The sequence below is a fragment of the Microbacterium sp. genome, from assembly GCF_047606385.1.
GTDB lineage: Bacteria > Actinomycetota > Actinomycetes > Actinomycetales > Microbacteriaceae > Microbacterium.
Window position 1 is genome coordinate 20,002 of the sequence record NZ_JASGEL010000015.1, and the last position, 22,715, is coordinate 42,716.

The window sequence follows — 22,715 nt, forward strand, 5'->3', positions numbered from 1 at the left end:
GTCATCCTTAGAGTGAAGGGGAGGCACGGGGTTTCCCGGACCTCGTTGCGACGACCGTACTGTCGACACATCGACGGTGTCAAGCATTTCCCGGGCCGCATCCGGTGGAGAAAGATCCCGACGTTTTCATTAGACATTGCGGAAAAAATAGGGCATGAGGGGATGACATCCCGATGCATGGTCCGAGCAAAGTGTCGACTTCACTCACTCTGTTCCGTGATGACCGCATCCTCATCACCGGCGCGGGCCGCCGGCCGGGGCGCGCCGATCCGGAACAGCCTCATCGTGGTCGCCAGGGCCTGGTAATACCCCACCAGCACCGACAGCTCGACGAGCGCGACCTCGCCGAGCAGCCCCCTCGCCCGCGCGTACGTCTCGTCATCGACGTCGCGCCCCCCCAACAGCGCCACGACGACCTCCAGCGCCAGCGCCTCGGCAGGATCGTCCGGCATGAACGCGCCGAGCTCTCGCAGCGCCCGGAGCTCGCCGTCGGTCAGGCCGGCGGCACGGCCGATGGGCTCGTGCGCATAGCGCTCGAAGCCGCTTCCGGTGGCCGTCGCGACCGCCAGGATCGCGATCTCCCGGATCCGGCCGCTCAGCGACGTCGCGTAGCGCACCGCCGCGCCGAGCGCCTGCAGCGGCTCGCCCACCCGTGGGGCGACGAGCATCGCGTTGAACGGGCCGTTGAGGCAGCCCTCGCCGTCCACCAGCTCGAAGAGCTGCGGTCCGACGGCGCGGGCACCACCCGTGATCGAGCGATACACCGCACGCTGATCCTCGTCCAGATCGCTGGGGCGGAGTCGGCGCAGCCGCTCAGTCATCATGCTCTCCGTCGACACTTGGACATTCATGACCGCCATTTTGACAGAATTCTTCGATGATCTTCCAAAAAGTGTGGACAGAAATCGGCGCGGACACTACGTTCGCTCTAGGCGGCCCCGGCCGGGTCGCCCCCACCTCCGCCAGCCCGAGGAGACGACGATGTCCCTGTCGCCCGCCGATCATCGCGAGCTGACCGACCTGGTCACAAGACTCTGCCACGCGCTCGACTTCAGCCGCCCGCAGGACTTCGCCGACGTGTTCACCTCCGACGGCGTGTATCGAGCGGTCTCCTCGACGGTCACGGGCGAACAGCAGCGCTTCCGCCACGCCGGCGCGGATGAGCTCCTCGCGTTCGCCACGGCCGCGGTCCGGAAGCGTCGGGGTCTGGGCCGGCACTGGACGGGCAATCTGCTCATCGAGGGCGATGGCGACGCGGCGACCGCCACCTCCTATGTCCTGTTCGTCGAGATCGACGGCGAGACCGGGGAACGTCGCATCCCGATCTCCGGAGTCCACCGCGACACGTTCCGACGCACTCCCGAGGGCTGGCGTTTCGCGAGCCGCACGGTCGTCGCCGACGTCTGACAACCCCACCCCTCAGGAGGATAGATGGGCACGTTCCCGCCCCAGGCCTGGGCACATCGTCAAGGCCGCGTCCACATGCACACCCTGGGGCCCGCCGACTGGTCGCCCGACGCGCTGTCGGCACGCGCCCAGATCGCCGAGGCGTTCTACCGGTTCGGCATCGGGCACGACGAGGCTCGCGCCGACGTCGCGGCGTCCTGCTTCACGGCGGACGTGGTCTACGAGGTGGCTCGCGGCTCGGCCGAGGCGTTCACCCGCTTCGACGGGCGGGCACTGGTGCAGGAACGGCTGACCGCGATCTTCGCCGAGACCGCGGACCAACGCCGTCACCTCATCGGCGACGTGCTCGTGGAGGAGCTCGATCTGGTCGCGGGCACCGCGTCGGCGCTCGCGTTCGGCGTCGTCACCGTCGCGGCGGACGGGCTCTCGCTCGGCGCCAGCGTGTTCTACACCGGCGACCTGCGGCGCGAGCAGGACGGGGTGTGGCGGTTCGCCACGTTCTTCATCGGGATGGACGACTTCGCGGGCCGCAGGCCGCAGGCCGGCGAGAGCACGTCGTGACCCGGATGCGCGCTCGTGCCGGTCACGCGTCGGCCGGCGGGATGTTGTGGTTGCGCCGGAACAGGTTGGTCGGGTCGTAGCGGCGCTTGAGCTCGCGCAGCCGTTCCCAGTTCGCGCCGTACGCCTGGCGCACGACGTCTTCGGGCTCGTCGCGGTCGAGGTAGTTGACGTAGACGCCGGCGTCGTAGGCGGCCGCCATCGCCGCGTGGAACTCGGCGACCCATCGCATCTGGCGCTCGTCGTCGGCGGGGTCGGTCCACCCGCTCGCGATGATGTGGTTGAACCGGGCGGACCGGGCGGCCAACGGCGTCTCGTCCGGTCCGACCCGGTTCATGGGCCCGTCGAGGGCGATCAGTTCGACCAGTCCGTCCTTCGTCGGCTGGCACACCGCCCAGGTCGCGTAGATCTCGATGGCCTCGTCCGTCAGCTCGGACAGATAGCCGGTCTTGGTGAAGTTGCGGTATCCGTAGTCGGCGTTCGCGATGCCGTCGTTCATGGACTGCACCTGGACGTAGGTCGTCGGCCGCGAGACGACGACGGCCGGTTCGCCCAGCTCGCGCATCGTGCGCGTGATCTCGCGCCCACGCTCCAGCTCGCCGTGCCAGAGGCTGGTCACGACGACGAAGCGACGGCCGACCACCTCCTCCGGCAGGCCCCGGCCGTGCGGGGCGGTGACGACGATCGAGCTCGTCGCGAGCTCGGGCGGCTGATTGCGGCTCCAGTCCCGCCACACGGTGAGGACCTCACGCGTGCGCTCGGCCGGCCACCAGATCATGTCGAGCCACACATCGGCGACCGGGTGCGCCCGCATGACGAGCTGCGTCACGACGCCGAAGTTGCCGCCGGCCCCTCGCAGCGCCCAGAAGAGGTCCGGCTCATGGCCGGCGTCGACCAGACGCACGCGACCGTCGGCCGTCACGACCTCGGCGCCCACGATGTTGTCGACGGTCATCCCGTGCGCACGGGTCAGCTTGCCGTGGCCGCCGCCGAGCGCCAGCCCCGCGACCCCCGTGTGCGCGATCGCGCCCCCGGCACAGGCCAGGCCGTGGGCGGCCGCATTGCGATCCACGTCCCACCATGACGCTCCGCCGCCGGCGCGGACCTCACGCCGATGCGGGTCGACGACGACCTGACGCATCAGCCCGAGGTCGAGCAGGAGATCCCCCTCGGCCGCAGCGAACCCGGCCGTGCTGTGGCCGCCGCCGCGGACGGCCGGGTGCCAGCCCCCCTCGCGGGCGAAGTCGACGAGCGCGGCGACGTCGGCCGCCGACGAAGGCCGGGCGATGAGCGCCGGCCGGCTGTGGGCGAACCGGTCGTTCCAGATCAGCCTTCCGTAGCGCTCACCCGGTCGGCCCTCGCCGCCGCCCGGATCGTAGCCGGGCTCACCGGGGCGGAACAGCGGACCCCGAAAGGATCCGCGCAACCGCGCGATCTCGTCGTCGCACACCCGGCCGGTGGGATATGACACGAGAAGGACCTCGCTTCTGTCGACAATAGGGCGGATTTTTCCCATGATCTCACGAATACGTGCCAAACTGTCGACAGTAAGCGGTCTTCTGCGAATCGGAGCCTGATGCGACCCTCCTTCCCGCCACCCAGTCCGGTCATCCCCGACCTCGACACCACGATGCTCTCGCTCGAGACCGTATCGGCGACCGGGCGTCTCCGCGGCACCCGCTGCACCGACTGCGGCGCCCGCGCGTTCCCCGCCCGCGCCGTCTGCCATCGATGCGGTGGCACGAGCCTCGCGTCCCACGATCTGGGCACGACCGGACGACTGTACTCATGGACCACCGTCCGCGTGTCGTCCACGAGAGAGATCCCCTACAGCATCGGCTATGTCGACATCGACGACGAGGTGCGCGTGCTCGGGCGCCTCGTCGGCGAGTCCTTCGAGATCGATGAGATCGTCGAGGTGAGCATCGACGACCACGGCTGGGCGTTCGTCCGCGCGACACGGGGGCAGGCCAGGTGACCGGCGCCTTCGTCGTATCGGCCGCGATGGCGCCCATGGGGCGATATCCCGGAGCGAGCTACGCCGGACTGGCCGTCCGGCCCGTGCTCGACTGCCTCGCACGCGCCGGGGTGGCCCGGCACGAGGTCGAAGCCGTCTACTGTGCCCATTCCTATGGCGGGATGCTGACCGGCCAGCGCATCCTCAAGGAGATCGGCATCGGCGACATCCCGGTCACCAACGTCGACAACGCCTGCTCCGGAGGAGCCACCGCCGTGCACGAGGCCTGGCGTGCGGTCGCCTCGGGTCACCACGACGTCGCGCTGGCCATCGGGGTCGAGAAGCTGACGCAGTTCGGCGGCGGGACCCTGCCCCTCGTGACCGACGATCCCGAGGTGCGGCTGGGCATGGTCATGCCCGCGCTCTACGCGATGCGCGCGCGCCGCTACCTGCACGAGCGCGACGCCTCGGTCGTCGACCTCGCGGCCGTGAGCGTGAAGGCACGTCGCCACGGCGCGCGCAACCCGTACGCCCAGCTGAGGTCGGAGGTGACCGTCGACGAGGTGCTCGCCTCGCGGCCGATCGCCGACCCGCTGACGCTGTTCATGTGCTGTCCCACCGGCGACGGAGCTGCGGCCGTGCTGGTCGTCTCCGATCGGTACCGCCGCCGCCTGGACGTCCCCGCCGTGCGCATCGCCGCCTCCGTGCTCCACTCGGGCTCGATCGACCTCGGACCACGCGACATGCTGCGTCCCGAGATCACGCGGCACACCGCGCACGACGCCTATGAGGCCGCCGCCCTCTCTCCCGACGAGCTCGATGTCGTCGAACTGCACGACGCGTTCAGCATCGCCGAGCTGGTGTACTACGAGGCGCTCGGCCTGTGCGACGACGGCGACTCGGCTTCGCTCATCCGCGAGGGCACGACCACGTTCGGCGGCGATGTCGTGGTCAATCCCAGCGGCGGCCTGCTCGCCAAGGGACACCCCGTCGGCGCCAGCGGAACCGCGCAGATCGCCGAGCTGTACTGGCAGCTGACCGGTCAGGCCGGCGACCGGCAGGTCGCCGGCGCACGTGTCGGCCTCGCCCATGTGACCGGTGGAGGCATCGCCGGACTCGACCACGGCGCGTGCACGATCCACGTGCTGACCGCCGCATGAACGCGGGACCGCTGACGGGCATCCGCGTCGTCGACCTGACGACCTTCCTGTCCGGCCCGTTCTGCACGCAGATCCTCGCCGACCTCGGCGCTGAGGTCGTCAAGGTCGAGGCCCTCGACGGCGACTCGAGTCGCGGCATCCCGCCCTACTTCGTCGAGGGCGAGAGCGCCTACTTCCTCGCCCACAACCGATCGAAGTCGAGCATCGCGATCGACCTCAAACGACCCGAGGGGCAGGCGGTGGCGCGACGCCTGGTGGCGAGCGCCGACGTCGTGGTGGAGAACTTCCGTCCGGGCGTCTCGGCCCGCCTCGGCCTCGACCCGCAGGCCATGCGCGCCGCCGATCCCGCTCTCGTGTGGGTCTCGATCTCGGGCTTCGGGCAGAGCGGCCCCCGCCGTGAGCGACCGGCCTACGACATCATCGTGCAGGCGCTCTCGGGCGTCATGAGTCTGACCGGGGTGCCGGGCGGTCCCGCGATGCGGCTCGGCGTGCCCGCCGGAGACCTCGCGGCCGGCATGTACGCCGTCATGGCCGTCACCGCCGCGCTGGTCGAACGCACCCGCACCGGCATGGGCGCATGGGCCGACGTCTCGATGCTGGACGGACAGCTGTCGCTGCTGTCGTATCAGGCGGTCTACTCGACGGTCGGCGGGATCACGCCACAGCCGCAGGCCAGCCGCCACGACTCCATTCCGACCTATCGCACCTTCCGCTGCGCGGATGACCGCGAGATCGCCGTGGCCGCCAACACGCAGCGCATGTGGATCGCGCTGTGCGAGGCGATCGGGTCCCCCGACCTGCCGCGGGACCCGCGCTTCGCCGACGGCGCCGGGCGCTTGCGCCACGAGGAGGCGCTCGCCCCCCTGCTCGAGGGACGATTCGCCGAACGACCGGCCGCGCACTGGGCCGACGAGCTCGTTGCGCGATCGGTGCCCGCCGCGCTCATCGAGAACGTTCCCGAAGCCCTCGCGGACGCCCGCGAGGCCGGCCGCGGCATGGTCGTGCCCGTCATCTCGGAGCGGGGCAGCGTGGTGGAGACCGTCGGGCTGCCGATCCGGTTCGTCGGCCACGAGCCGCCCAGCCCCGCCTATCCCCCTCGCCTCGGAGAGCACAGCGTCGACGTCCTGCGCGAGATCGGCCTGGACACGACGGCGATCGCGCAACTCGTCGAGGCTGGCGTCGTGCTCGACGGCGGGGAGCCGGCGCCATGACGCGCATCCCGCCGCCCGAGAGCCTGCCGCCGGAGGTCCGCGACCTCCTCGACGCGCCGCCGCCGCGGCACCTTCACGAGCCCGGCTGACGGATGGTGCGGCGCTCACGGCGTGGCGCGCTCCTGCACCGCTTCCTGCAGGATCGGCATGCCGAGCGTCGCGGCATGGATGCCGAGCACCGAGACCAGCTCCAGCACCTCGGCGACCTCGGCGGGGGTGGCGCCGGCGGCCAGCGCCGCGACGACGTGCCGCCGTGTGGCGTCTTCGTGCAGATGGGTCGTCGCCGCGTTGACCGCGACGCCGATCAGCTCGATGACGGCGATCTCCAGTGGCGCACGCGCGATCACGCCGCGGCGCCAGCCTTCGGCGGCGATCCGGGCCTCGGCGATCGCCGGGGCGGCCGACTCGCCTGCGACGTCGGCGAGGATCGCCGTCCCCAGGTCGATGGACTGCAGGCCGATCAGACTCGCGAGCTCGAGCACCGCGGCGATCTCGTCCGCGGTCGCGCCGTGGCGGAGCGCCGCCCGCACATGGCTCGCGGCACCCGCCGCGTGCAGATGAGTCGTCGCCGCGTCGATCGCGATGTACACGAGCTCCTTCACCTTGGGCGAGAGGGGCCCGGTGCGCCATGGCGTGGCGGAGAAGTCGAGGTAGGCGGCGACGAACTCCGGATCGTGCTGCAGCATGGTCTCGAACGACGGCGCCCAGAAACCGCGCTCCGCCGTGAAGGCGGCACGGATCTCGGCCCGACGACGCTCCTCCGCCTCGCTCATGATCGGAAGCTACCACAACTGTCGACAGTTTAAGGTCATCCGCCACAGAAGATTTCCTCAGTGTCCAGATTTTTCCCTCTTGCACTCCATGGATGTCGACAGTAACGTGGCTTTCGCCTCATCCACGAGCGATGGAACCCGGAGACAATGACGTATCCCACACCTCCTTCCGACACGACCCTCGTCGTTGAGAACGTCGGGATGACGTTCGGCTCCGGCGATGGCGCGCACGAGGTCCTCCGCGATCTCAGCCTCTGCGTCGAGCCCGGCGAGTTCGTCTGCATCGTCGGACCCTCCGGGGCCGGCAAGACGACCCTGCTGCGATGCCTGTCCGGTCTGCTGCGACCGACCGCGGGCTCGGTGCACATCGGCGATCGCACCGTCACCGCCCCGCTCGCCGAGATCGCCGTGGTCTTCCAGGACTATCGCGGCTCGCTGATGCCCTGGCTGCGTGTCCGTGACAACGTCGCCCTTCCGTTGGAGGGACAGCGCGTCAAGAAGGCCGAGCGTCTGCGCCGCGCCGACGAGGCGCTCGCCGCGGTCGGCCTGCCCGGTGTCGCCGACAAGTATCCCTGGCAGCTGTCGGGCGGGATGCAGCAACGCGTCGCGATCGCCCGCGCGATCGCCTGCCGGTCGCCCATCCTGCTGATGGACGAGCCGTTCGGATCCGTCGACGCGCAGGCGCGCTTCGAGCTCGAGGATCTCGCGCTGCGTCTCCGTCGCGAGCTGAGCATCTCGGTCGTGGTCGTGACACATGACATCGACGAGGCCGTCTACCTCTCGGATCGCGTCGTGGTGGTCGCCGGTACGCCGACCCACGTGATCGACGACCTGACGATCGACCTCGGCACGGAGCGGGATCAGATCACCACTCGTGCCCTGCCCCGTTTCGCCGAGCTCCGGTCGCGCGTGCTGGCGGAGATCCGCGGCATGCCGCTTCCCGCCGAGGCCGACACGGACGCGGCCCCGCAGATGCGCGCCGCGGTCTGATCGGAGCGGGCTCAGGCCTGGGCCGTCGACAGCGCCTCGAGGTCGATGGCCGCGAGCGCGGCGTCTGTGGCCCGGGCCAGCAGCATCGAGGCGAGCTCGCCGTCGCGTGCGGCGACGGCCTCATAGATCCGCACCTGGGCGGCCGCGCTGTCCGGGAGGCGTCCCGCGTGCTCGAGCGACGCATGCCGGAGCACGAGCGTCCGAAGAGCGAGCGAGTCCAGGATGTCGGTCAGGATCTTATTGCCGGCGACCTGGCACAGACGGTCCTGTTGGGCGACGTGAGCCCAGAAGTAGCCGTCGATGTCTCCCCGGTCGGCGTGGGCGAGCATCTCGTCGAGTCCGCCCTGCAGCGAGGCGAGGTCCTCGTCCGTGACGTTCTCGGCCGCCAGTCCGCCCACGAGCGAGAGCAGGTGGCGACGCACGAAGTAGATCTCGCGCACCCGCTCCGGGGTGAACGAGGCGACGCGCGGCCGTTTGCGCGCGCGCATCTCGACGAGGCCCTCGGACTCCAGCAGCATCAGCGCCTCCCGCACCGGCGTCCTGCTGCTCTGGAAGCGTCGCGAGAGCTCGACCGAGTTCAGGTCCTGCCCCGGCGCCAGTCGACCCTCCACGATGCCCAGGCTCACCCACGTCGCCACCTGGGCGACAGCCGGCTCGCGGCGCTCCTCGAGCTTGAGCAGACGCACGATCTCGGCGGAGCGGTCGGGGCGCTGCTCTGCCGAGCTGTCAGCCAGCTCGGTGGTGCGGTCGGTCATCTGCCCCTCATCGATGTGCCTGCGATCGTCTGATGCTACTCCCCGGCGCCGGCCGGGTCATCCCCGGCCGGCGCCGGAGTGTGCGCGGCTCGATGGCGCTGCGCCACCAGCAGGCCGCGTTCGCGCGCGTCGTCCTCCGAGCTGTCGATCGCGCCGGGAAACAGGAGCCGCCCGTCAGGAGTTCGCACCGCGAGGATCCAGTCGGGATCCTCATGGCCGTGGGCGGGCTGGTGTCTCGACAGGAAGCGGTAGCCCGCCTCCTGCAGCTCGGCGATACGTCGCTCCCGCTCCGCTGCATCGATCATCCCGTCTCCTCCCACTCATAGGTCCGCATCGGATTGCCGAGCGCACCGCCGTGCGCCGATGCCGCGGCGCGCGCATGCGCGTGGCTCGGATGGTCCACGACGACCTCCCAGCGATAACCGTCGGGATCGTCGACGTACAACGACACGAAGGACAGGCCGCCGTGCCCGTAGGGGCCGAGCACCGCGACGCCGAGCGCACCCAGGTGCTCGATCCACGCGCCCAACGTCCCCGGTTCGCCCACGAGAGCGTAGTGGAAGAAGTGCTGGGCCTCGGTGCGCTGGACGGGCGGCCCCTGCGCGAGGTTGAGCGTCACCTCGCCCACGCGCAACCAGGCCTGGGCGACCCGTCCCTCGGCCGCCTCCGGGCCGACGTCGGTACGGCGCTCGACCACCCCGCCGAGCACACGCTCGTACCAGGCGACAGACGCATCGACGTCGGCCACCGGCAGCGCGACGTGATGGAGTGCCGACACGGCGGGTACGCCGGAGCCGTCCATGCGGTCAGGCGCCGACCGCGACGGCCGTCGTGCGGCGCGACGGATCGATCTTGTACAGGCTCCCACCCGTCATGATCATGGCGAGGTTGTCCTTGTTCTGCAGCAGCGTGACGTCGCTGGTCGGATCACCGTCGACCAGCAGCAGGTCGGCGATGTAACCGGGACGGACGAGCCCGAGCTCGTCGCCCATGTTCATCAGCTGCCCGCCGTACTGGGTCGCCGCACGCAACGCCTCGTGCGGCGTGAAGCCGAACCATTCGACGAACAGCTGCAGATCGCGGGCGTTCTTGCCGATCGGGTTGACGGCGAAGCCGTAGTCGCCCCCGGGCACGAGCCGGACGCCGCCGGCGTGCAGCTTCGGCACGACCTGGCGCACGCTGTCGTGCGTCTCCTGGGTCTCCATGCCCTCGGTGGGCGGGTGCTCCTCGTCGTGCAGGAGGGCGTAGATTATGCCGGGCGTCGGCGCCACGAAGATGCGGTCCTTCGCCTCGATCATCAGATCGATCGTCTCGTCATCCGCGAAGGTCACGTGATAGATCGCGCGGACGCCGTACTTGAGGGCGAGCTGGATGGCCTCCGCCGAGTGCGCGTGGGCGGTCAGCCACACACCGCGCTGCTGCGCGGCCTCCGCCGCCGCGGCCACCTCCTCGTCGGTGAACTGCAGCACCCGGGAGGTGCCCGCGACCACGGCGCTCTCGCCCGACAGCGAGAGCTTGACCATGTTCACGCCGATGTCGGCCATCGCGTGGACGAACTGGCTGATCGACTCCGGGTCCGACGGCCGGTTCTCGATGCCCGGGAAGTCGTAGTGCCCCGGCGACACCAGGCCCGCACTGCCTTCCCACGAGGTCGCCAGCAGCCGCGGCCCCGGCATCCACCCCTCCGCGAAGGCCTTGCGCGCCGAGACCTCGGCCTGGGGCATCCGGTTTCCCCCGGAATAGACGCTCGTGAAGCCGTGGTCGAGCATGACCCGCCCGCAGTGGGCGATGAGCAGCACCTTCTCCTCATCGGGCTCCGTGCGCGGCGAAGTGTGCTCGACCGTCGACCCGAACCCGAGGTGAGTGTGTCCGTCGATCAGCCCCGGCATCAGCGTCGCGCCTCGTCCGTCGATGATCTGCGCGTCCTGGCGACGTGCGTCGTCGACGTGCGACTCGACCGCGACGATCCGATCTCCCTCGACCAGCACCTCGGCCGGCGCGGACGGCGACCCGGTACCGTCGAAGACCTCGGCATTGACGATCAGGTAAGAATTGGGCATGAGGCCTCCTCCACATCGACGATTACGCCTATCTGTCGACATTAAGTGAGGTGTACCTCACTTTCAAGCCCTAATTCTCCGCAACTCTTTTGAGGTAGCGCGATCATAGTGTCGTCACTTATGGTGTCCCGTGTGCCGTGGGACACGGTCGAGACCACGGCGACGGGAGGCTTCATGCGGTTCGTGTCGTGCACGCTCGATGACGAGGAGTTCGCCGCGCTCGTCGACGGCGACGATCTGATCCCGCTGCGCGGGGTGCGCGAGCTCGGCGCCGCGACACCCACGGCGTTGCTGAACGACCCTCCGCTCGTGGAGCGACGTCGTCTGCCACGGGAATCGGTGACCCTGCGCCCCGTGGTGCCGGCTCCCGCGAAGATCATCTGCGTCGGCCTGAACTACCGCGCGCACATCGAGGAGACGCGACGCGACGACTCCGACTACCCTGTGCTGTTCACGAAGTTCGCCACGAGCCTGGTCGGTCCGTACGACGACATCGTCGTCCCACCCGAGTCGGAACGGGTCGACTGGGAGGGCGAGATCGCCGTCGTGATCGGCACGCCGGCGCGCCGGGTGACGCGTGCGGCAGCACTCGACCACGTCGCCGGCTACACGATCGCCAATGACGTCTCCATGCGGGACTTCCAGCGCTTCACCCATCAGTGGCTGCCCGGCAAGGCCTGGGACCGCGCCACCCCCCTCGGTCCCGAGCTCGTGACTCCGGACGAGACGCCCGCCCCGGCCGACCTGCGGCTGACCGTCACCTACGACGGCGAGGTGGTGCAGGACTCGACGGCCGACCTGCTGATCTTCGATGTGGCGACCTTGATCTCGACCATCTCGACCTTCGCGACGCTGCTGCCGGGTGACGTCATCCTCACCGGGACGCCGGGAGGCGTCGGGGACCGGCGCGATCCGCCCCGCTATCTGCGTCCCGGCGGACGGGTCAGCGTCGAGGTCTCCGGCCTGGGCCGCATCGACAACCGGCTCGTCGTCGGCTGAGCCCGTGGACCACGAACCGCCGACGACCGTGCCGGAGGACCGTCAGAGCGTCGAGTTCGATCATGTCGGGCTGTCCGTGCCCGACCTCGGGGCCGCGACGGCGTGGTACTGCGAGACCCTCGGGCTGACAGCCGCCCCCGAGTTCGCGGTGCCCGGAACCGACCTGCGCGGCGTGATGCTGCTGCATGAGCCATCGGGCTACCGGCTCGAGCTGCTGCATCGTGCGAGCGCACACCCGGGGATGCAGCCCACGAGCGCCGAAGACGCCGCCGGCACGCACGGTTACGGTCACATCTGTCTTCGCGTGGCCGACGTACGCCGCGAGTTCGCCCGGCTGCTCGCGGCGGGGGCGACCTCGCGCAAGGATCCGTCGCCGTCACCCCGACCCGGCGCCACGGTGTCGTTCGTCGCCGACCCCTGGGGCAATCTGATCGAGGTGATCGACCGTGCCTGATTCGAGCGGCCCGCCCGTAGTCCGCACCTCGCGGGGCCGCCTGATCGGCACGCGCGACGGGAGCGTCAGCGCGTTCCTCGGCGTGCCGTTCGCCGCGCCCCCCGTCGGCCCGCTCCGGTGGCGCCCGCCCGCTCCCGTCGCGCCGTGGGAGGAGGCCCGGCCGGCGGACCGCTTCGGGCCGGCCCCCGTGCAGTCGCAGCCCCCGACGTCATCCGTGATGTGGCACACCAACTTCGCCGACCGGCAGGCGCTCGTGATGAGCGAGGACTGCCTGTACCTCAACGTCTGGACGCCCGACCCGTCGCCCGGGGCCCGTCTGCCGGTCATGGTGTGGTTGCACGGCGGCGGGAACCGCTTCGGCCACGGCGGCCAGGAGATCCACCACGGCGATCGGCTCGCGGCCCGCGGCATCGTCGTCGTCACCGTCAACATGCGACTGGGCGCCCTGGGGTTCCTCGCCCTGCCGGGGCTCGCGGAGGAGGACGAGGCGGGCGCGTCCGGCAACTACGCGCTGCTGGACGTCGTCGCCGCGCTGCAGTGGGTCCGCGAGGAGATCGCGGCGTTCGGAGGCGACCCCGGGGCCGTGACGCTCGCCGGCAACTCGGCGGGCGCCGCGATCGTCACGCACCTGCAGGCCGCCCCCGCCGCCCGAGGGCTGTTCCACGCGGCGATCGGCCAGAGCTCCGCGGGCGCCTTCCGTGCCGACGGCCCCCTGCCGACGCAGGAGCGTGCCCAGCAGCGTGGCAGGGATGCCGTCGCGCCGCTCGGCACCGACGACGTCGACCGCCTCCGCCGTCTTCCGGCGACCTCGTTCCTGCTGCCGGCCGACTGGGGGATCGTCCTCGACGGACGCCTGCTCACGCGCGACACCACCGGCGTCCTGCGCGCCGGCGAACACGCCCCGGTCCCGCTGCTCGTGGGGAGCAACACCGACGAAGGCGCGGTCTACACGCCCCGCACCCAGGTGGCCGAGCTGCGGACGCTGCTGTCCCGGCCGGACCGCGCGGCGCTCCGCCCCCACTACCCGGTCGACGAGGCGTCGGCCGCGGCGTCCGCCCGCGCCTTCGTCGGCGAGACGCGCTTCGTCTATCCGATCTGGCGGTGGGCCCGCGCCCACGTCGAGACGACGGGCGCGCCGACCTGGGTCTACCGGTTCGACCGGCATCCGCCCCTGCCGACCGGCCCCGAGCTGGCACCGCCGCCCGACGGCGGCGCGGCGTACGGCGCGTATCACACGGCGGAGCTGGCCTACGCGGCCGACACGCTCGACTGCCGTCCGTGGGAGTGGACCGAGCGCGACCGGGAGCTGGCGGCGGAGATGTCGGCCGCCTGGGCACGCTTCGTGCAGACCCACGACCCGCGCGGGGGCGCGATCCGCGCCTGGACGCCGTTCGACGGCACGCCGTATGCGCGCGTGCTCGTCCTGGGCGACGCGACGCGCGAAGAGGGAGTCCGTCGCGTCGAGGCGCTTCTCGCCCTCGACGCGCTGCCTCGACCGGTCTGACCCGCTCCGTCCCCCGCGGAGCGCCGGGTCTCGGCCACCCGCCGTCGAGGCTCAGGAGCGTGCGGCCGCCTCGGCGATGTCGGCGTCGCTGGGCAACGCACCGGAGCGGCGCATCTCGGCACGCAGGGCCTCGAGCAGCGCGTCGACCTGCTCGTGCGTGGCGTCGATGCCGAGAGCCTCGAGCTTGTCGGCCAGCGTGTAGGGCCCGCTGAAGGGCGTGAAGGGCACCGTCCGATGGTTGCCGGCCCACCCCGGCTCGACGCAGTTGTGCAGCAGCGGGTCGACGGTGGTCTCCTGCGTGATGATGTCCATGCCGCCCCAGTTGAAGGCCGAGGTGCCGGTGATCGGGTGGTTCCATGCGACGCGATAGCCGGTCAGCGCCTCACCGGCGCGGGCCAGCTCCGTCAGCTGGGAGGCGTCGATGCCCGTGCTCACCCCGTACAGCACTTCGAAGGCGGCCGTCGTGGCGGACAGGTCGGCGTTGCCGGGACCGCCGCAGTATCCGTTGACCGAGAGCTCGACCACCGACGCGCCGGCGCGCACCGCCGACACCGCGCAGGCGACCGCGAGCCCGAAGGTGTTGTGGGGATGCAGGCCGACCTCGACATCGACGGCGAGCTGTCTCGTGCGGGTGACCAGATCGGCGTAGGCCTCGGGCCCCACCGCGCCGGGACCGTCGAAGAGGGTCAGCTCGGTCGCGCCGGCGGCGGCGAGCACGCCGACCGTCTCCGCCAGCATCTCGTCGGTGAGGTAGGAGACCATCAACAGCGGCGTCGCCGCGTCCAGGCCCCGGTCACGCGCGTGCGCGACGAGCCGGGCCGCCGCGCCCAGCACCGCATCCCGTTGCTGGATCGGCGCGGTCGCGCGCCAGTCCTCGCCTCGCCACGCGAGGTCGTAGATGCGCTTGTAGATCTGCGCCGTCTCGCCGAACCCCTGCACCCACACCTGGACGCCGTCGTATCCGGCGGTCGCCGCCCGATCGATGTCGGCGGGAGAGGACACGAGCGGGCACACGATGCGGCAGGCGGGGTTCTCCGACTTCACCGTCTCGACCTCCGCACGCAGAGCCGCGTCCTCCCTGCCGGCGACGCCCGCGCCGACGATCTCCCCGACGCCGGCGCGGACCAGGCTGCGCAGGTAGCCCGTCTTGGCGTCGTCCGTCGCGACCACGCCCGGCATGGTCTCGATCGAGCGCAGCGTGGAGTCGCGCAGGCGCACGGCGGACGGCAGCTCCCCGCTGACGGCTCGGTCGCGGTTGCGGGGGCTGACCGACCACCGGCCCGGCTCGTACGCGCCCGCGACACGACGCGACGCGATCTCCTGCCGGAAGCGCCGGATCTCGTCCGGGGTGAAGACCTCTGGCTTGTCCATGCGACTTCTCCTGGGTGAGGTGCCTGCGCCGAAGCTCGTGTATGTCGACACTATATCGAAGCGCACGTCGATGTCGCCGCGCCTCAGTCCGAATATGCGGCCTGGGCCTGGTGGCGAATCGAGCGCGTAGACAGATGTGTCGACACTAATGTAGAAAGAGTGTCGACAGGCGACGGGAGCGAACAGTGACACGGGTACCGGAGACGACGGGCGGGGCAGGAGTAACCGAGCGCATCCGCCTGCGCCGCGGCGGCACGCTGCGTCCGATCGATCGTGTGCTGCTGCACAGCCCGGCTTTGGCAGACGGCTGGAACAGCCTGCTCGGGACGCTGCGCGGCGGACTGGATCTGCCCGGCGCCCTGCGTGAGATCGTCGCACTGCGCGTGGCAGTGCTCAACGACGCGGCCTACGAATGGGAGTCGCACGAAGCGGCCGGGTCACGGGAGGGGCTCACGGCGGTCAAGCTCGCAGCCCTGCGCGCCCCGTTCCCGGGACAGCTCGGGGTCTTCGACGAGACCGAGCTGCTCGTCCTCGACCTCACCGACACGATCACGCACGAGGTGGCGGTGCCCGACGAGCTGTTCGCCCGCGCTGCCGCTGCCTTCGAGACCACCGAGCTGGTCGAGCTCGTCACCACGATCGCCGCCTACAACATGGTGTCGCGGCTGGTCGTCGCGTTCCGCATCCAGAGCTCCGGATCCGAGGCGACGGAGTGAGCGGGCGGCTGGGCGGCAAGGTCGCGCTCGTCACGGGAGCCGGGAGCGTCGGCCCCGGCTGGGGCAACGGTCGCGCGATGTCGGTGATCTTCGCCCAGGAAGGTGCGCGCGTGTATCTCGTCGACCGGGATCCGGCGGCGCTGGAGGTCACCGCGGCTCAGGCCCGCGAGGCGGGCGGCGAGGTCGAGACACGCCTCGGTGACGTCACCGATCCCGCGGATGTCGAGGCGTTCGTCACGGGCGCGCACGAGCGTTTCGGTGCACTCGACGTGCTGGTCAACAACGTGGGCGGCTCGCGCGCCGGCGGCGCCGTGGAGCTGTCGCTCGACGACTGGAACGCCCAGGTGCGCGTGAATCTGACCAGCGTGTTCCTCGGATGCAAGTACGCGATCCCGCTGATGCGCGCCGCGGGCGGCGGATCGATCGTCAACATCTCGAGCGCATCCGGCCTGCGCTACACCGGTGCGCCGCAGGTCGCCTACGCCTCGACCAAGGCGGCCATCCTGCAGCTGACCCGGGTCACGGCGGTGCAGTACGCTCCCGACCGCGTGCGCGTGAACGCGGTGGTCCCCGGACAGCTCCACACCCCGATGGTGGAGGCGCGGCTGGCCGGTCAGCGGGCGGGCGGCGATGTCGAGAGCCTGCTGGCCCAGCGACAGGCGCGCATCCCGATCGGCTTCATGGGCGACGGGCGCGACACCGCGTACGCCGCCCTGTTCCTGGCCAGCGACGAGTCGCGGTTCGTGACCGGGGCGGAGATCGTCGTCGACGGCGGGATGTCGGTGCGCTGTGACTGACGCGGCCCAATCCTCGTCCACGGCGGCCCCGCTCCCCTCACCCGGCTGCCCGCCGCCGCATCCGTCCCCCCGCCGGCCGAACTGGGTCCTCCCCGCGAACGCGTGCGACACGCACAGCCACGTGTTCGGGCCGGCGGCGATCTTCCCCTACGCGGCGGACCGCACGTTCACCCCGGTCGATGTCCCGCGCGACGAGGTGCTCGCGCGCCAGCGCTTCCTCGGCTTCCAGCGCTCGGTCATCATCCAGTCGTCATGCTACGGACTCGATCACACCGTCCTGCTCGACGCTCTGCGATCCGATCCGGAGCATCTGCGCGGCGCCGCGATCGTCACGGGCGCGACCACGACGGCGGAGCTGGACGAGCTCGACCGCGCCGGGGTCCGCGGCGCACGCCTGCACTTCATGCCGCACCTCGGCGAAGCGCTGACACCGATCGAGCAGCGTGCCGTGATCGACGCCGTGCACGCTCGGAACTGGCACGTCGAGATCCATGTGCAGGGCGACGGCATCGTCGAGCACGAGTCGAGGCTGGCGGCGCTCGAAGGGCGCGTCGTGATCGATCACCTCGCTCGGGTCGACCTGCGACAGGGCCTCGATTCGCCCGCGGTGCGTTCCGTGCGGCGCCTGCTGGACCTCGGGCACGTGTGGCTCAAGCTCAGCGCCGTGGATCGCGTGTCCCTCACCGGGCCGCCCTACCCCGACGCGGTCGAGCTCGCCCGCCTGTTCGCGCAGCACGCTCCCGAGCGCGTCCTGTGGGGCACCGACTTCCCGCACCCCAACATCGAGGGCGATGCGCCCGACGACGGGCTGCTGGTCGACCTGGTGCCGCAGATCGCGCCGACGCCGGCGGCGCGCCAGCTACTGCTGGTCGACAACCCCGCCGAGGTGTTCGACTTCGCCTGTACGGTACGTGAAACCGGCCGATCCGGCCACTGACGCACGAGGAGCGCAGCAATGACGCCGACCATCCCCGCATCCTTCGATGGCACGTTCGTCCGGAACGACTCCCCCGAATTCGAGCAGGCCCGGCTCGAGGCGGTCTGGAACGGACGGGTGCCGTCACGGCGGCCGGCGGCGATCGTGCAGGCGCGCACGGCGGCCGACGTCCAGGCCGCCGTGCGCCTCGCCGCCCGGGAGGGATGGCGGATCAGCGTCCGCTCCGGCGGGCACAGCTGGATCGCGAACGGCGTCCGCGACGACACGCTGCTGATCGACCTGTCCGCGCTCGACGAGGTCGCCGTCGACGCCGCCGGACAGCGCGTGACGATCCAGCCCGGGACGCGGGTCGAGGACCTCCACGCCCGGCTCGACGCCGTCGGGCTCGTCTTCCCGGGCGGACACTATCCGACGGTCGGTCTCGGCGGCTTCCTGCTCGGCGGCGGCTACGGCTGGAACTCCCGCAAGTTGGGGCCCGCCTGCCTCAGCGTCGAGGCGGTCGACCTCGTGCTCGCCGACGGCACCGCGATCCACGCCGACGACGAGTCGCATCCCGACCTGATGTGGGCCGTCCGCGGCGCGGGTCCCGGCTTCTTCGCGATCGTCACCAAGTACTACCTGCGCGCCTACCCCGCATACACGCAGGTGCTCCGCAGCGTCCAGGTCTTCGACGAGGAGCTGCGTGACGACGTCATGGGCTGGGTGTACGAGCATCTCGCGGAGACCTCGCCGTCCCTCGAGATCGCGGGCAAGACCACCTGGCTCGAGGGACACGACCGCCCGGTCACGATGCTGGTCGGCGTCGGGTTCTGCGCAGACGAGACCCCGGACGAGATCTACCGCGTGTTCGAGAGCCATCCGTTCCGCGGCCGTGCGCTGCGCACCGCCGACCGCGTCCCCTCGTCGCTGCCGGATCTCTGGGCGACGGCGGCCGTGGGCATGCCCAAGGGCAAGCGCTATGCTGTCGACGGCGTCTGGACGGAGGCGGCGACCTCCGACGTCCTCGCCGCGGCGCGGCCTCTCGTTCGCGACCTGCCCACACGAGACAGCTTCGTGTTCTGGATGTTCTGGGGTCACTATCCGACACAGCGCAACGCCTGCTGGTCGACGCAGGCGCCCCTCTACTTCTCGCCGAACGGCGTGTGGGACGACCCCGCCGACGACCTGCTCGTCGAGCGGTGGGCGCACCACGACCTCGCCGCCTTCGCCGCCCACGCCGATCAGGGCCGCGGCACGCAGTTCTCGGACGCGAACCCCGGCGATCGTCCCGACCGCGGCATCGAGCCGGCGCAGCGCGAGCGTCTCGAGTCCCTCCGAACCGTCTACGATCCCGACGGGCTGCTGTCGACCTACCTGACCCCGGCGGAGTCCGCCACAGCGCTCGGCGCGTGGCTGCGGCGACGGTGAGCCGTCCCGCGACCGCGAGCGCCGTCGTCGATCTCGGCGATGTCCGGCTCGCCGTCTGGGACACCCGTGGCGGTGCGGACGCGGTCGTGTTGCTGCACGCCGCGGTCGGCCACGGCGACACCTGGTCGGCCCAGCACCGTTCTTTCCGCGACGCCGGGTATCGCGTCGTGAGCTGGTCCCGGCGAGGGCACCGCGGGTCGACGACCGGCGACGCCGCACGGCCGCCGTCGGCCACGCACGATCTCGTGCGACTCCTCGGCCGCCTCGGGATCGAGCGGCTGCACCTGGTGGGCACCGCCTACGGGGCGTTCCACGCCCTCGACGCCGCGCTGACGCTGCGCGACCGGCTCATGTCGTTGACGCTCTCGTCGAGCCTGTGCGGCATCACCGATGAGTCCTGGACCACGACCACCGCCCGGCTGCTTCCTCCCGCGTGGGAGATGCTGCCGGCAGAGGTCCGCGAGCTGAGCCCCGCGTACCGTGCCGCGCACCCCGACGGCGTCCGGCGCTGGCTGGCGGCCGTCGACGGGAACGAGCGCAGGGTCGAGCAGCCGACCGACCACGCCGCCACGTTCGCCTTGCTGGGCACGATCCGGACGCCGACCCTCGTGGTCGGCGGCGACGCGGACGCCTACCTGCCGCCCCCGCGCCTGCGCGAGATCGTCGCCGCCGTCCCCCGCGCCCACGGCATCGTCATCCGCGAAGCCGGCCACAACCCCGCATGGGAGCAGCCGGCGGCGTGGGACGCCGCCGTGCTGACCCACCTCGCCGAGACGTCCCGCCGGCTCTGACCGCCGACGCGCGGATCACCAGGGCTCGTCGGCGCGGGGGGCCACGGCGAGCACCGTCGTCTTCTCGGCCGGGAAGCATGCGTCGAACAGCTCGTCCACCCGCGGATCCTCGCCGTAGTCGTCGGCCAGGCGCAGGCCGATGAGCGTGTTGATGAGCATCCCCTCGGCGAGGAAGTCCTTCGCGGTGAGCGCGTCGAAGCCCGCCTCGCGCAGCAGCGACCAGACACGGGCGAATCCGTCGCGCGCACACGGCCCGATCACCGGATGCGCGCCGAGCAGGAACGCCTGGCTCAGGGTCTGGTGGAGACCGCGCACCTGCAGCAGCTCGATGTAGGCGTGACCGATGCGATGGTCCAGCGGCTCGTCGCTGCCCGTGTCCTCGACGGCGGCGCGGAAGGCGGAGAGGATGCGGGCCAGCGCCTCCTGGATGGCCGCGACGAACAGGTTCTCCTTCGTCTCGAACAGGCGCACCACGTAGGGCTGCGAGACGGCGGCGGCGCGGGCGATGTCGTCGGTGCGGGCGCCCACGTATCCCTTCGCGCCGAAGACGGCGAGCGCGGCCTCGATGATCTGCTCGCGGCGCTCGTCGGAGCTCAGCCGGGGCGTCTTCGCGTCTGCCATGTTGACATGTTATCAGCGGATTACTACAGTGGCCTCCGTCAAGTAATCATCCAATTACAACGCTGGAGTCGTCATGCCGGACCTCACCCCCGCGCGCCGCCGGCCCTTCGGCCTCGTCGTGGCCGCCGCATCCCTGCCGATGTTCATGGCGACCCTCGACAACCTGGTCATGACCAATGCCCTGCCGGTGCTGCACGCCGAGCTGGGCGCGACGGTCGAGGAGCTGCAGTGGTTCGTCAACGCCTACACGCTCTCGTTCGCCTCGATGATCCTCATCGCGGCGGCGCTCGGCGACCGCTTCGGCCGACGCACCGTGTTCCTCGCCGGGATCGCGATCTTCGGACTCGGCTCGGCGCTGTCGGCGCTGGCGAGCGACCCGGGGCAGCTGATCGCGGCGCGCGCCCTGCAGGGCTTCGGCGGCGCCGGGGTCATGCCGCTCTCGCTCGCGCTGCTCGCCGGCGGCGTGTCCGAGCGGCTGCGCCCGGCCGCGATCGGCATCTGGGGCGGCGTCTCGGGGCTCGGCGTCGCGCTCGGCCCGCTCATCGGCGGCGCGATCGTCGAGGGCTGGAACTGGCAGGCGATCTTCTGGATCAACGTGCCGGTCGCGATCATCGCGATCCCGCTGGCGTATCTGGCGCTGAACAACGACTTCGGCGCCAAGGCGCGGATCGACGTGCTCGGGGCGGCGCTGGCCGGCGCCGGCGTGCTCGCCCTGGTGCACGCCATCGTCCGCGGCAACGACGACGGCTGGGGCTCGTTCGGGGTCGTCGCCGAGATCGTCGCCGGCGCCGTGCTGCTGCTCGCGTTCATCGGGTGGCAGACGCGCACGCGGGCGCCGCTCATGCCGCTGCGACTGTTCCGCGACAGGTCGTTCTCGCTGACCAACGTCGTCGGCTTCGCGTTCAGCTTCGGCACGTTCGGCGCGGTGTTCATCCTGATCCAGTATCTGCAGGTCGTGCAGGGCGCGACGCCGCTGGAGGCGGCGGTGCAGACGACGCCGTGGACGATCGCGCCGATGTTCGTCGCGCCGATCGCGGGCCTGCTCGCGCCACGCGTGGGCACCCGCGTCCTGATGGTGATCGGGCTGCTGATGCAGGGCGTCGCGCTGGCGTGGCTCGCGCTGATCATGACCGAGACCGTGCCGTACGTCGAGCTGGTGGCTCCGTTCCTGCTCGCCGGGATCGGCATGGCGCTCGTGTTCGCCCCCTCGGCCACCGCTCTGCTGGCGACGCTTCCCGGCGTCGACCACGCGACCGCGTCGGGCGTGAACTCGACCGTGCGCGAGATCGGCGTGGCGCTGGGCACCGCCGTCATGACGGCGATCTTCGTCGGCGCCGGCGGTCAGCTGCTGCCGACCATGTACGTGGATGCCGCCAAGCCGGCCGTGCTGACCGGCGCCGGCGTGCTGCTGATCGCCGCCGTCGCCGCGCTGTGGCTGCCCACGGGCCGTTCGCCGCGTGCGACCGCCGCCCCGGCCGCGGAGCCGGTCGTCGTCAGCTCGTAGCGCGACGACCGCGCAGGACCCCGGTCAGCCAGCCGTCCAGCACGAACAGGAAGAACGCCCACGACCCGACCAGGGTGCTCAGCGCGACCACGCCCGCCGAGATGAGCACGGCGCTGAGGGCCCCGCGCCCCTCATCGCGGGCGGCGTCCGCCGAGAGGTCGGGCACGGACCGCTCGCGGGTGCGCGTCGCCCAGGCCCACTGCAGCCAGCTGCAGGAGATCACGAGGAAGAAGTTGACCGGCAGCAGCACGCGTCCGAGGACCAGATCCGAGTAGTCGGTGAGCACCGACGAGGAGAACGGCACCAGCACGACGAACAGGAGCCGGATGTTGTTGATCCACAGCCCCAACGAGTCGATGCGGGAGATGTGCTCGAACTGGTCGACGTGCGTCATCCACATCATGCTCAGGATGACGAAGCTGACGACGAACGTCAGCAGCGGCTGCCACATCGTCAGCAGCGCCGCCCACAGCTCGCCGTCGGTGTCGACGCCCGTGATCGTGCGGCCGGTGAGGTCGAGCACGAGCAGTGTCGCCGCGATGGCGAACACGCCGTCCGTGTACGCCTCGAGCCGGCGCGTGGACACGCTCGAGTCGGGGTGGCTGCGCCGACGGATCACACGCTCACCCTAGCGGCGCCCGTCCACGTCCGTCGCAACCGCCGGCACGGTGCGCCCACCGTCGCAGAATCACGCCGATGTCGCAGGATTCGGGCGGAATCCTGCGACGTTCGCGTGATTCTGC

Annotated in this window: 25 protein-coding genes; 15 read left to right on the plus strand and 10 right to left on the minus strand. The window is 71.1% G+C overall.

Annotated elements, in window-relative coordinates; translation table 11 throughout:
- Positions 1–200: 200 nt before the first annotated feature.
- Positions 201–821 (minus strand): carboxymuconolactone decarboxylase family protein, encoded by a 621-nt coding sequence (locus tag QM626_RS01410; protein ID WP_415073178.1) that lies wholly within the window; start codon positions 819–821, stop codon positions 201–203.
- Positions 822–981: 160 nt separating this feature from the next.
- Here QM626_RS01410 and QM626_RS01415 point away from each other — a divergent pair, with 160 nt between their 5' ends.
- Positions 982–1,407, plus strand: a complete 426-nt coding sequence (locus QM626_RS01415) for a nuclear transport factor 2 family protein (RefSeq protein ID WP_415073180.1) — start codon at positions 982–984, stop codon at positions 1,405–1,407.
- 75 nt (positions 1,408–1,482) lie between these two features.
- A complete protein-coding gene (locus QM626_RS01420) occupies positions 1,483–1,968 on the plus strand; it encodes a nuclear transport factor 2 family protein (RefSeq protein ID WP_415073181.1) in 486 nt (161 codons plus the stop codon).
- A 22-nt stretch (positions 1,969–1,990) separates the two neighbouring features.
- On the opposite strand, the gene QM626_RS01425 is transcribed toward QM626_RS01420, so the two are convergent.
- Positions 1,991–3,436: an FAD-binding oxidoreductase gene (locus tag QM626_RS01425; RefSeq protein WP_415073183.1), complete on the minus strand. Its 1,446-nt coding sequence runs from the start codon at positions 3,434–3,436 to the stop codon at positions 1,991–1,993.
- A gap of 105 nt (positions 3,437–3,541) precedes the next feature.
- Here QM626_RS01425 and QM626_RS01430 point away from each other — a divergent pair, with 105 nt between their 5' ends.
- From QM626_RS01430 to QM626_RS01440, 3 genes are read left to right on the plus strand one after another with little or no spacing between them, the layout of a single operon-like run.
- Positions 3,542–3,943, plus strand: coding sequence for a Zn-ribbon domain-containing OB-fold protein (locus QM626_RS01430; protein ID WP_415073184.1), 402 nt, complete (start codon positions 3,542–3,544; stop codon positions 3,941–3,943).
- Positions 3,940–5,082: a thiolase family protein gene (locus QM626_RS01435; protein WP_415073186.1), complete on the plus strand. Its 1,143-nt coding sequence runs from the start codon at positions 3,940–3,942 to the stop codon at positions 5,080–5,082. Before QM626_RS01430 ends, QM626_RS01435 begins: the two co-directional genes overlap by 4 nt.
- Positions 5,079–6,293, plus strand: coding sequence for a CaiB/BaiF CoA transferase family protein (locus tag QM626_RS01440; protein ID WP_415073188.1), 1,215 nt, complete (start codon positions 5,079–5,081; stop codon positions 6,291–6,293). The genes QM626_RS01435 and QM626_RS01440 overlap by 4 nt, the downstream gene beginning before the upstream one ends.
- A 104-nt stretch (positions 6,294–6,397) precedes the next feature.
- On the opposite strand, the gene QM626_RS01445 is transcribed toward QM626_RS01440, so the two are convergent.
- On the minus strand, positions 6,398–7,066 hold the full coding sequence (locus QM626_RS01445) for a carboxymuconolactone decarboxylase family protein (protein WP_415073190.1): 669 nt from the start codon (positions 7,064–7,066) through the stop codon (positions 6,398–6,400).
- 147 nt (positions 7,067–7,213) lie between these two features.
- Between QM626_RS01445 and QM626_RS01450 the strand changes: the two genes are divergently transcribed.
- Complete coding sequence (locus QM626_RS01450; RefSeq protein ID WP_415073192.1) at positions 7,214–8,056, plus strand: ABC transporter ATP-binding protein; 843 nt, start codon at positions 7,214–7,216, stop codon at positions 8,054–8,056.
- An 11-nt stretch (positions 8,057–8,067) separates the two neighbouring features.
- Here the strand turns inward: QM626_RS01450 and QM626_RS01455 are convergent, their stop codons facing one another.
- Genes QM626_RS01455 through QM626_RS01470 form a run of 4 tightly spaced genes read right to left on the minus strand, consistent with a single transcriptional unit; the run spans position 8,068 to position 10,871 of the window.
- Positions 8,068–8,811, minus strand: coding sequence for a GntR family transcriptional regulator (locus tag QM626_RS01455; protein ID WP_415073194.1), 744 nt, complete (start codon positions 8,809–8,811; stop codon positions 8,068–8,070).
- 35 nt (positions 8,812–8,846) lie between these two features.
- On the minus strand, positions 8,847–9,116 hold the full coding sequence (locus QM626_RS01460) for a hypothetical protein (protein ID WP_415073196.1): 270 nt from the start codon (positions 9,114–9,116) through the stop codon (positions 8,847–8,849).
- Complete coding sequence (locus QM626_RS01465; protein ID WP_415073198.1) at positions 9,113–9,613, minus strand: VOC family protein; 501 nt, start codon at positions 9,611–9,613, stop codon at positions 9,113–9,115. The genes QM626_RS01460 and QM626_RS01465 overlap by 4 nt, the downstream gene beginning before the upstream one ends.
- Before the next feature lie 4 nt (positions 9,614–9,617).
- The gene (locus QM626_RS01470) at positions 9,618–10,871 is read right to left on the minus strand and encodes an amidohydrolase family protein (RefSeq protein WP_415073200.1); all 1,254 of its coding nucleotides are present in this window, start codon (positions 10,869–10,871) and stop codon (positions 9,618–9,620) included.
- A gap of 132 nt (positions 10,872–11,003) precedes the next feature.
- On the opposite strand from QM626_RS01470, the gene QM626_RS01475 reads away from it, so the two are divergent.
- The 3 genes from QM626_RS01475 to QM626_RS01485 are packed head-to-tail and all read left to right on the plus strand — an operon-like array spanning position 11,004 to position 13,828.
- Positions 11,004–11,870, plus strand: a complete 867-nt coding sequence (locus QM626_RS01475) for a fumarylacetoacetate hydrolase family protein (protein ID WP_415073202.1) — start codon at positions 11,004–11,006, stop codon at positions 11,868–11,870.
- A 4-nt stretch (positions 11,871–11,874) separates the two neighbouring features.
- Positions 11,875–12,324, plus strand: coding sequence for a VOC family protein (locus QM626_RS01480; RefSeq protein ID WP_415073204.1), 450 nt, complete (start codon positions 11,875–11,877; stop codon positions 12,322–12,324).
- Entirely contained in the window at positions 12,317–13,828 is a 1,512-nt protein-coding gene (locus tag QM626_RS01485) for a carboxylesterase/lipase family protein (RefSeq protein WP_415073206.1), read from the plus strand. Before QM626_RS01480 ends, QM626_RS01485 begins: the two co-directional genes overlap by 8 nt.
- 51 nt (positions 13,829–13,879) lie before the next feature.
- Here the strand turns inward: QM626_RS01485 and QM626_RS01490 are convergent, their stop codons facing one another.
- On the minus strand, positions 13,880–15,199 hold the full coding sequence (locus QM626_RS01490; protein ID WP_415073208.1) for a hypothetical protein: 1,320 nt from the start codon (positions 15,197–15,199) through the stop codon (positions 13,880–13,882).
- 185 nt (positions 15,200–15,384) lie between these two features.
- Between QM626_RS01490 and QM626_RS01495 the strand changes: the two genes are divergently transcribed.
- From QM626_RS01495 to QM626_RS01515, 5 genes are read left to right on the plus strand one after another with little or no spacing between them, the layout of a single operon-like run.
- Positions 15,385–15,915, plus strand: coding sequence for a carboxymuconolactone decarboxylase family protein (locus tag QM626_RS01495; protein ID WP_415073210.1), 531 nt, complete (start codon positions 15,385–15,387; stop codon positions 15,913–15,915).
- Complete coding sequence (locus tag QM626_RS01500; RefSeq protein WP_415073212.1) at positions 15,912–16,712, plus strand: SDR family NAD(P)-dependent oxidoreductase; 801 nt, start codon at positions 15,912–15,914, stop codon at positions 16,710–16,712. The genes QM626_RS01495 and QM626_RS01500 overlap by 4 nt, the downstream gene beginning before the upstream one ends.
- On the plus strand, positions 16,705–17,649 hold the full coding sequence (locus tag QM626_RS01505; protein ID WP_415073214.1) for an amidohydrolase family protein: 945 nt from the start codon (positions 16,705–16,707) through the stop codon (positions 17,647–17,649). Before QM626_RS01500 ends, QM626_RS01505 begins: the two co-directional genes overlap by 8 nt.
- 18 nt (positions 17,650–17,667) lie before the next feature.
- Positions 17,668–19,056, plus strand: coding sequence for an FAD-binding oxidoreductase (locus tag QM626_RS01510; protein WP_415073216.1), 1,389 nt, complete (start codon positions 17,668–17,670; stop codon positions 19,054–19,056).
- Positions 19,038–19,847 (plus strand): alpha/beta fold hydrolase, encoded by an 810-nt coding sequence (locus tag QM626_RS01515; RefSeq protein WP_415073218.1) that lies wholly within the window; start codon positions 19,038–19,040, stop codon positions 19,845–19,847. Before QM626_RS01510 ends, QM626_RS01515 begins: the two co-directional genes overlap by 19 nt.
- A gap of 15 nt (positions 19,848–19,862) precedes the next feature.
- Here QM626_RS01515 and QM626_RS01520 read toward each other — a convergent pair whose 3' ends face one another.
- The gene (locus tag QM626_RS01520) at positions 19,863–20,468 is read right to left on the minus strand and encodes a TetR/AcrR family transcriptional regulator (RefSeq protein WP_415073220.1); all 606 of its coding nucleotides are present in this window, start codon (positions 20,466–20,468) and stop codon (positions 19,863–19,865) included.
- A gap of 73 nt (positions 20,469–20,541) precedes the next feature.
- Between QM626_RS01520 and QM626_RS01525 the strand changes: the two genes are divergently transcribed.
- Entirely contained in the window at positions 20,542–21,972 is a 1,431-nt protein-coding gene (locus QM626_RS01525) for an MFS transporter (protein ID WP_415073222.1), read from the plus strand.
- Here QM626_RS01525 and QM626_RS01530 read toward each other — a convergent pair.
- Positions 21,962–22,591 (minus strand): TMEM175 family protein, encoded by a 630-nt coding sequence (locus QM626_RS01530; RefSeq protein ID WP_415073224.1) that lies wholly within the window; start codon positions 22,589–22,591, stop codon positions 21,962–21,964. The two genes, QM626_RS01525 and QM626_RS01530, sit on opposite strands and share 11 nt — an antisense overlap.
- Between the last annotated feature and the right edge of the window lie 124 nt (positions 22,592–22,715).

Coding starts and splice junctions, on each gene's coding strand:
- QM626_RS01410 (WP_415073178.1), bottom strand. CDS start 821: ATGACTGAGCGGCTGCGCCGACTCCGCCCCAGCGATCTGGACGAGGAT.
- QM626_RS01415 (WP_415073180.1), top strand. CDS start 982: ATGTCCCTGTCGCCCGCCGATCATCGCGAGCTGACCGACCTGGTCACA.
- QM626_RS01420 (WP_415073181.1), top strand. CDS start 1,483: ATGCACACCCTGGGGCCCGCCGACTGGTCGCCCGACGCGCTGTCGGCA.
- QM626_RS01430 (WP_415073184.1), top strand. CDS start 3,542: ATGCGACCCTCCTTCCCGCCACCCAGTCCGGTCATCCCCGACCTCGAC.
- QM626_RS01440 (WP_415073188.1), top strand. CDS start 5,079: ATGAACGCGGGACCGCTGACGGGCATCCGCGTCGTCGACCTGACGACC.
- QM626_RS01445 (WP_415073190.1), bottom strand. CDS start 7,066: ATGAGCGAGGCGGAGGAGCGTCGTCGGGCCGAGATCCGTGCCGCCTTC.
- QM626_RS01450 (WP_415073192.1), top strand. CDS start 7,214: ATGACGTATCCCACACCTCCTTCCGACACGACCCTCGTCGTTGAGAAC.
- QM626_RS01455 (WP_415073194.1), bottom strand. CDS start 8,811: ATGACCGACCGCACCACCGAGCTGGCTGACAGCTCGGCAGAGCAGCGC.
- QM626_RS01460 (WP_415073196.1), bottom strand. CDS start 9,116: ATGATCGATGCAGCGGAGCGGGAGCGACGTATCGCCGAGCTGCAGGAG.
- QM626_RS01465 (WP_415073198.1), bottom strand. CDS start 9,613: ATGGACGGCTCCGGCGTACCCGCCGTGTCGGCACTCCATCACGTCGCG.
- QM626_RS01470 (WP_415073200.1), bottom strand. CDS start 10,871: ATGCCCAATTCTTACCTGATCGTCAATGCCGAGGTCTTCGACGGTACC.
- QM626_RS01490 (WP_415073208.1), bottom strand. CDS start 15,199: ATGGACAAGCCAGAGGTCTTCACCCCGGACGAGATCCGGCGCTTCCGG.
- QM626_RS01510 (WP_415073216.1), top strand. CDS start 17,668: ATGACGCCGACCATCCCCGCATCCTTCGATGGCACGTTCGTCCGGAAC.
- QM626_RS01520 (WP_415073220.1), bottom strand. CDS start 20,468: ATGGCAGACGCGAAGACGCCCCGGCTGAGCTCCGACGAGCGCCGCGAG.
- QM626_RS01525 (WP_415073222.1), top strand. CDS start 20,542: ATGCCGGACCTCACCCCCGCGCGCCGCCGGCCCTTCGGCCTCGTCGTG.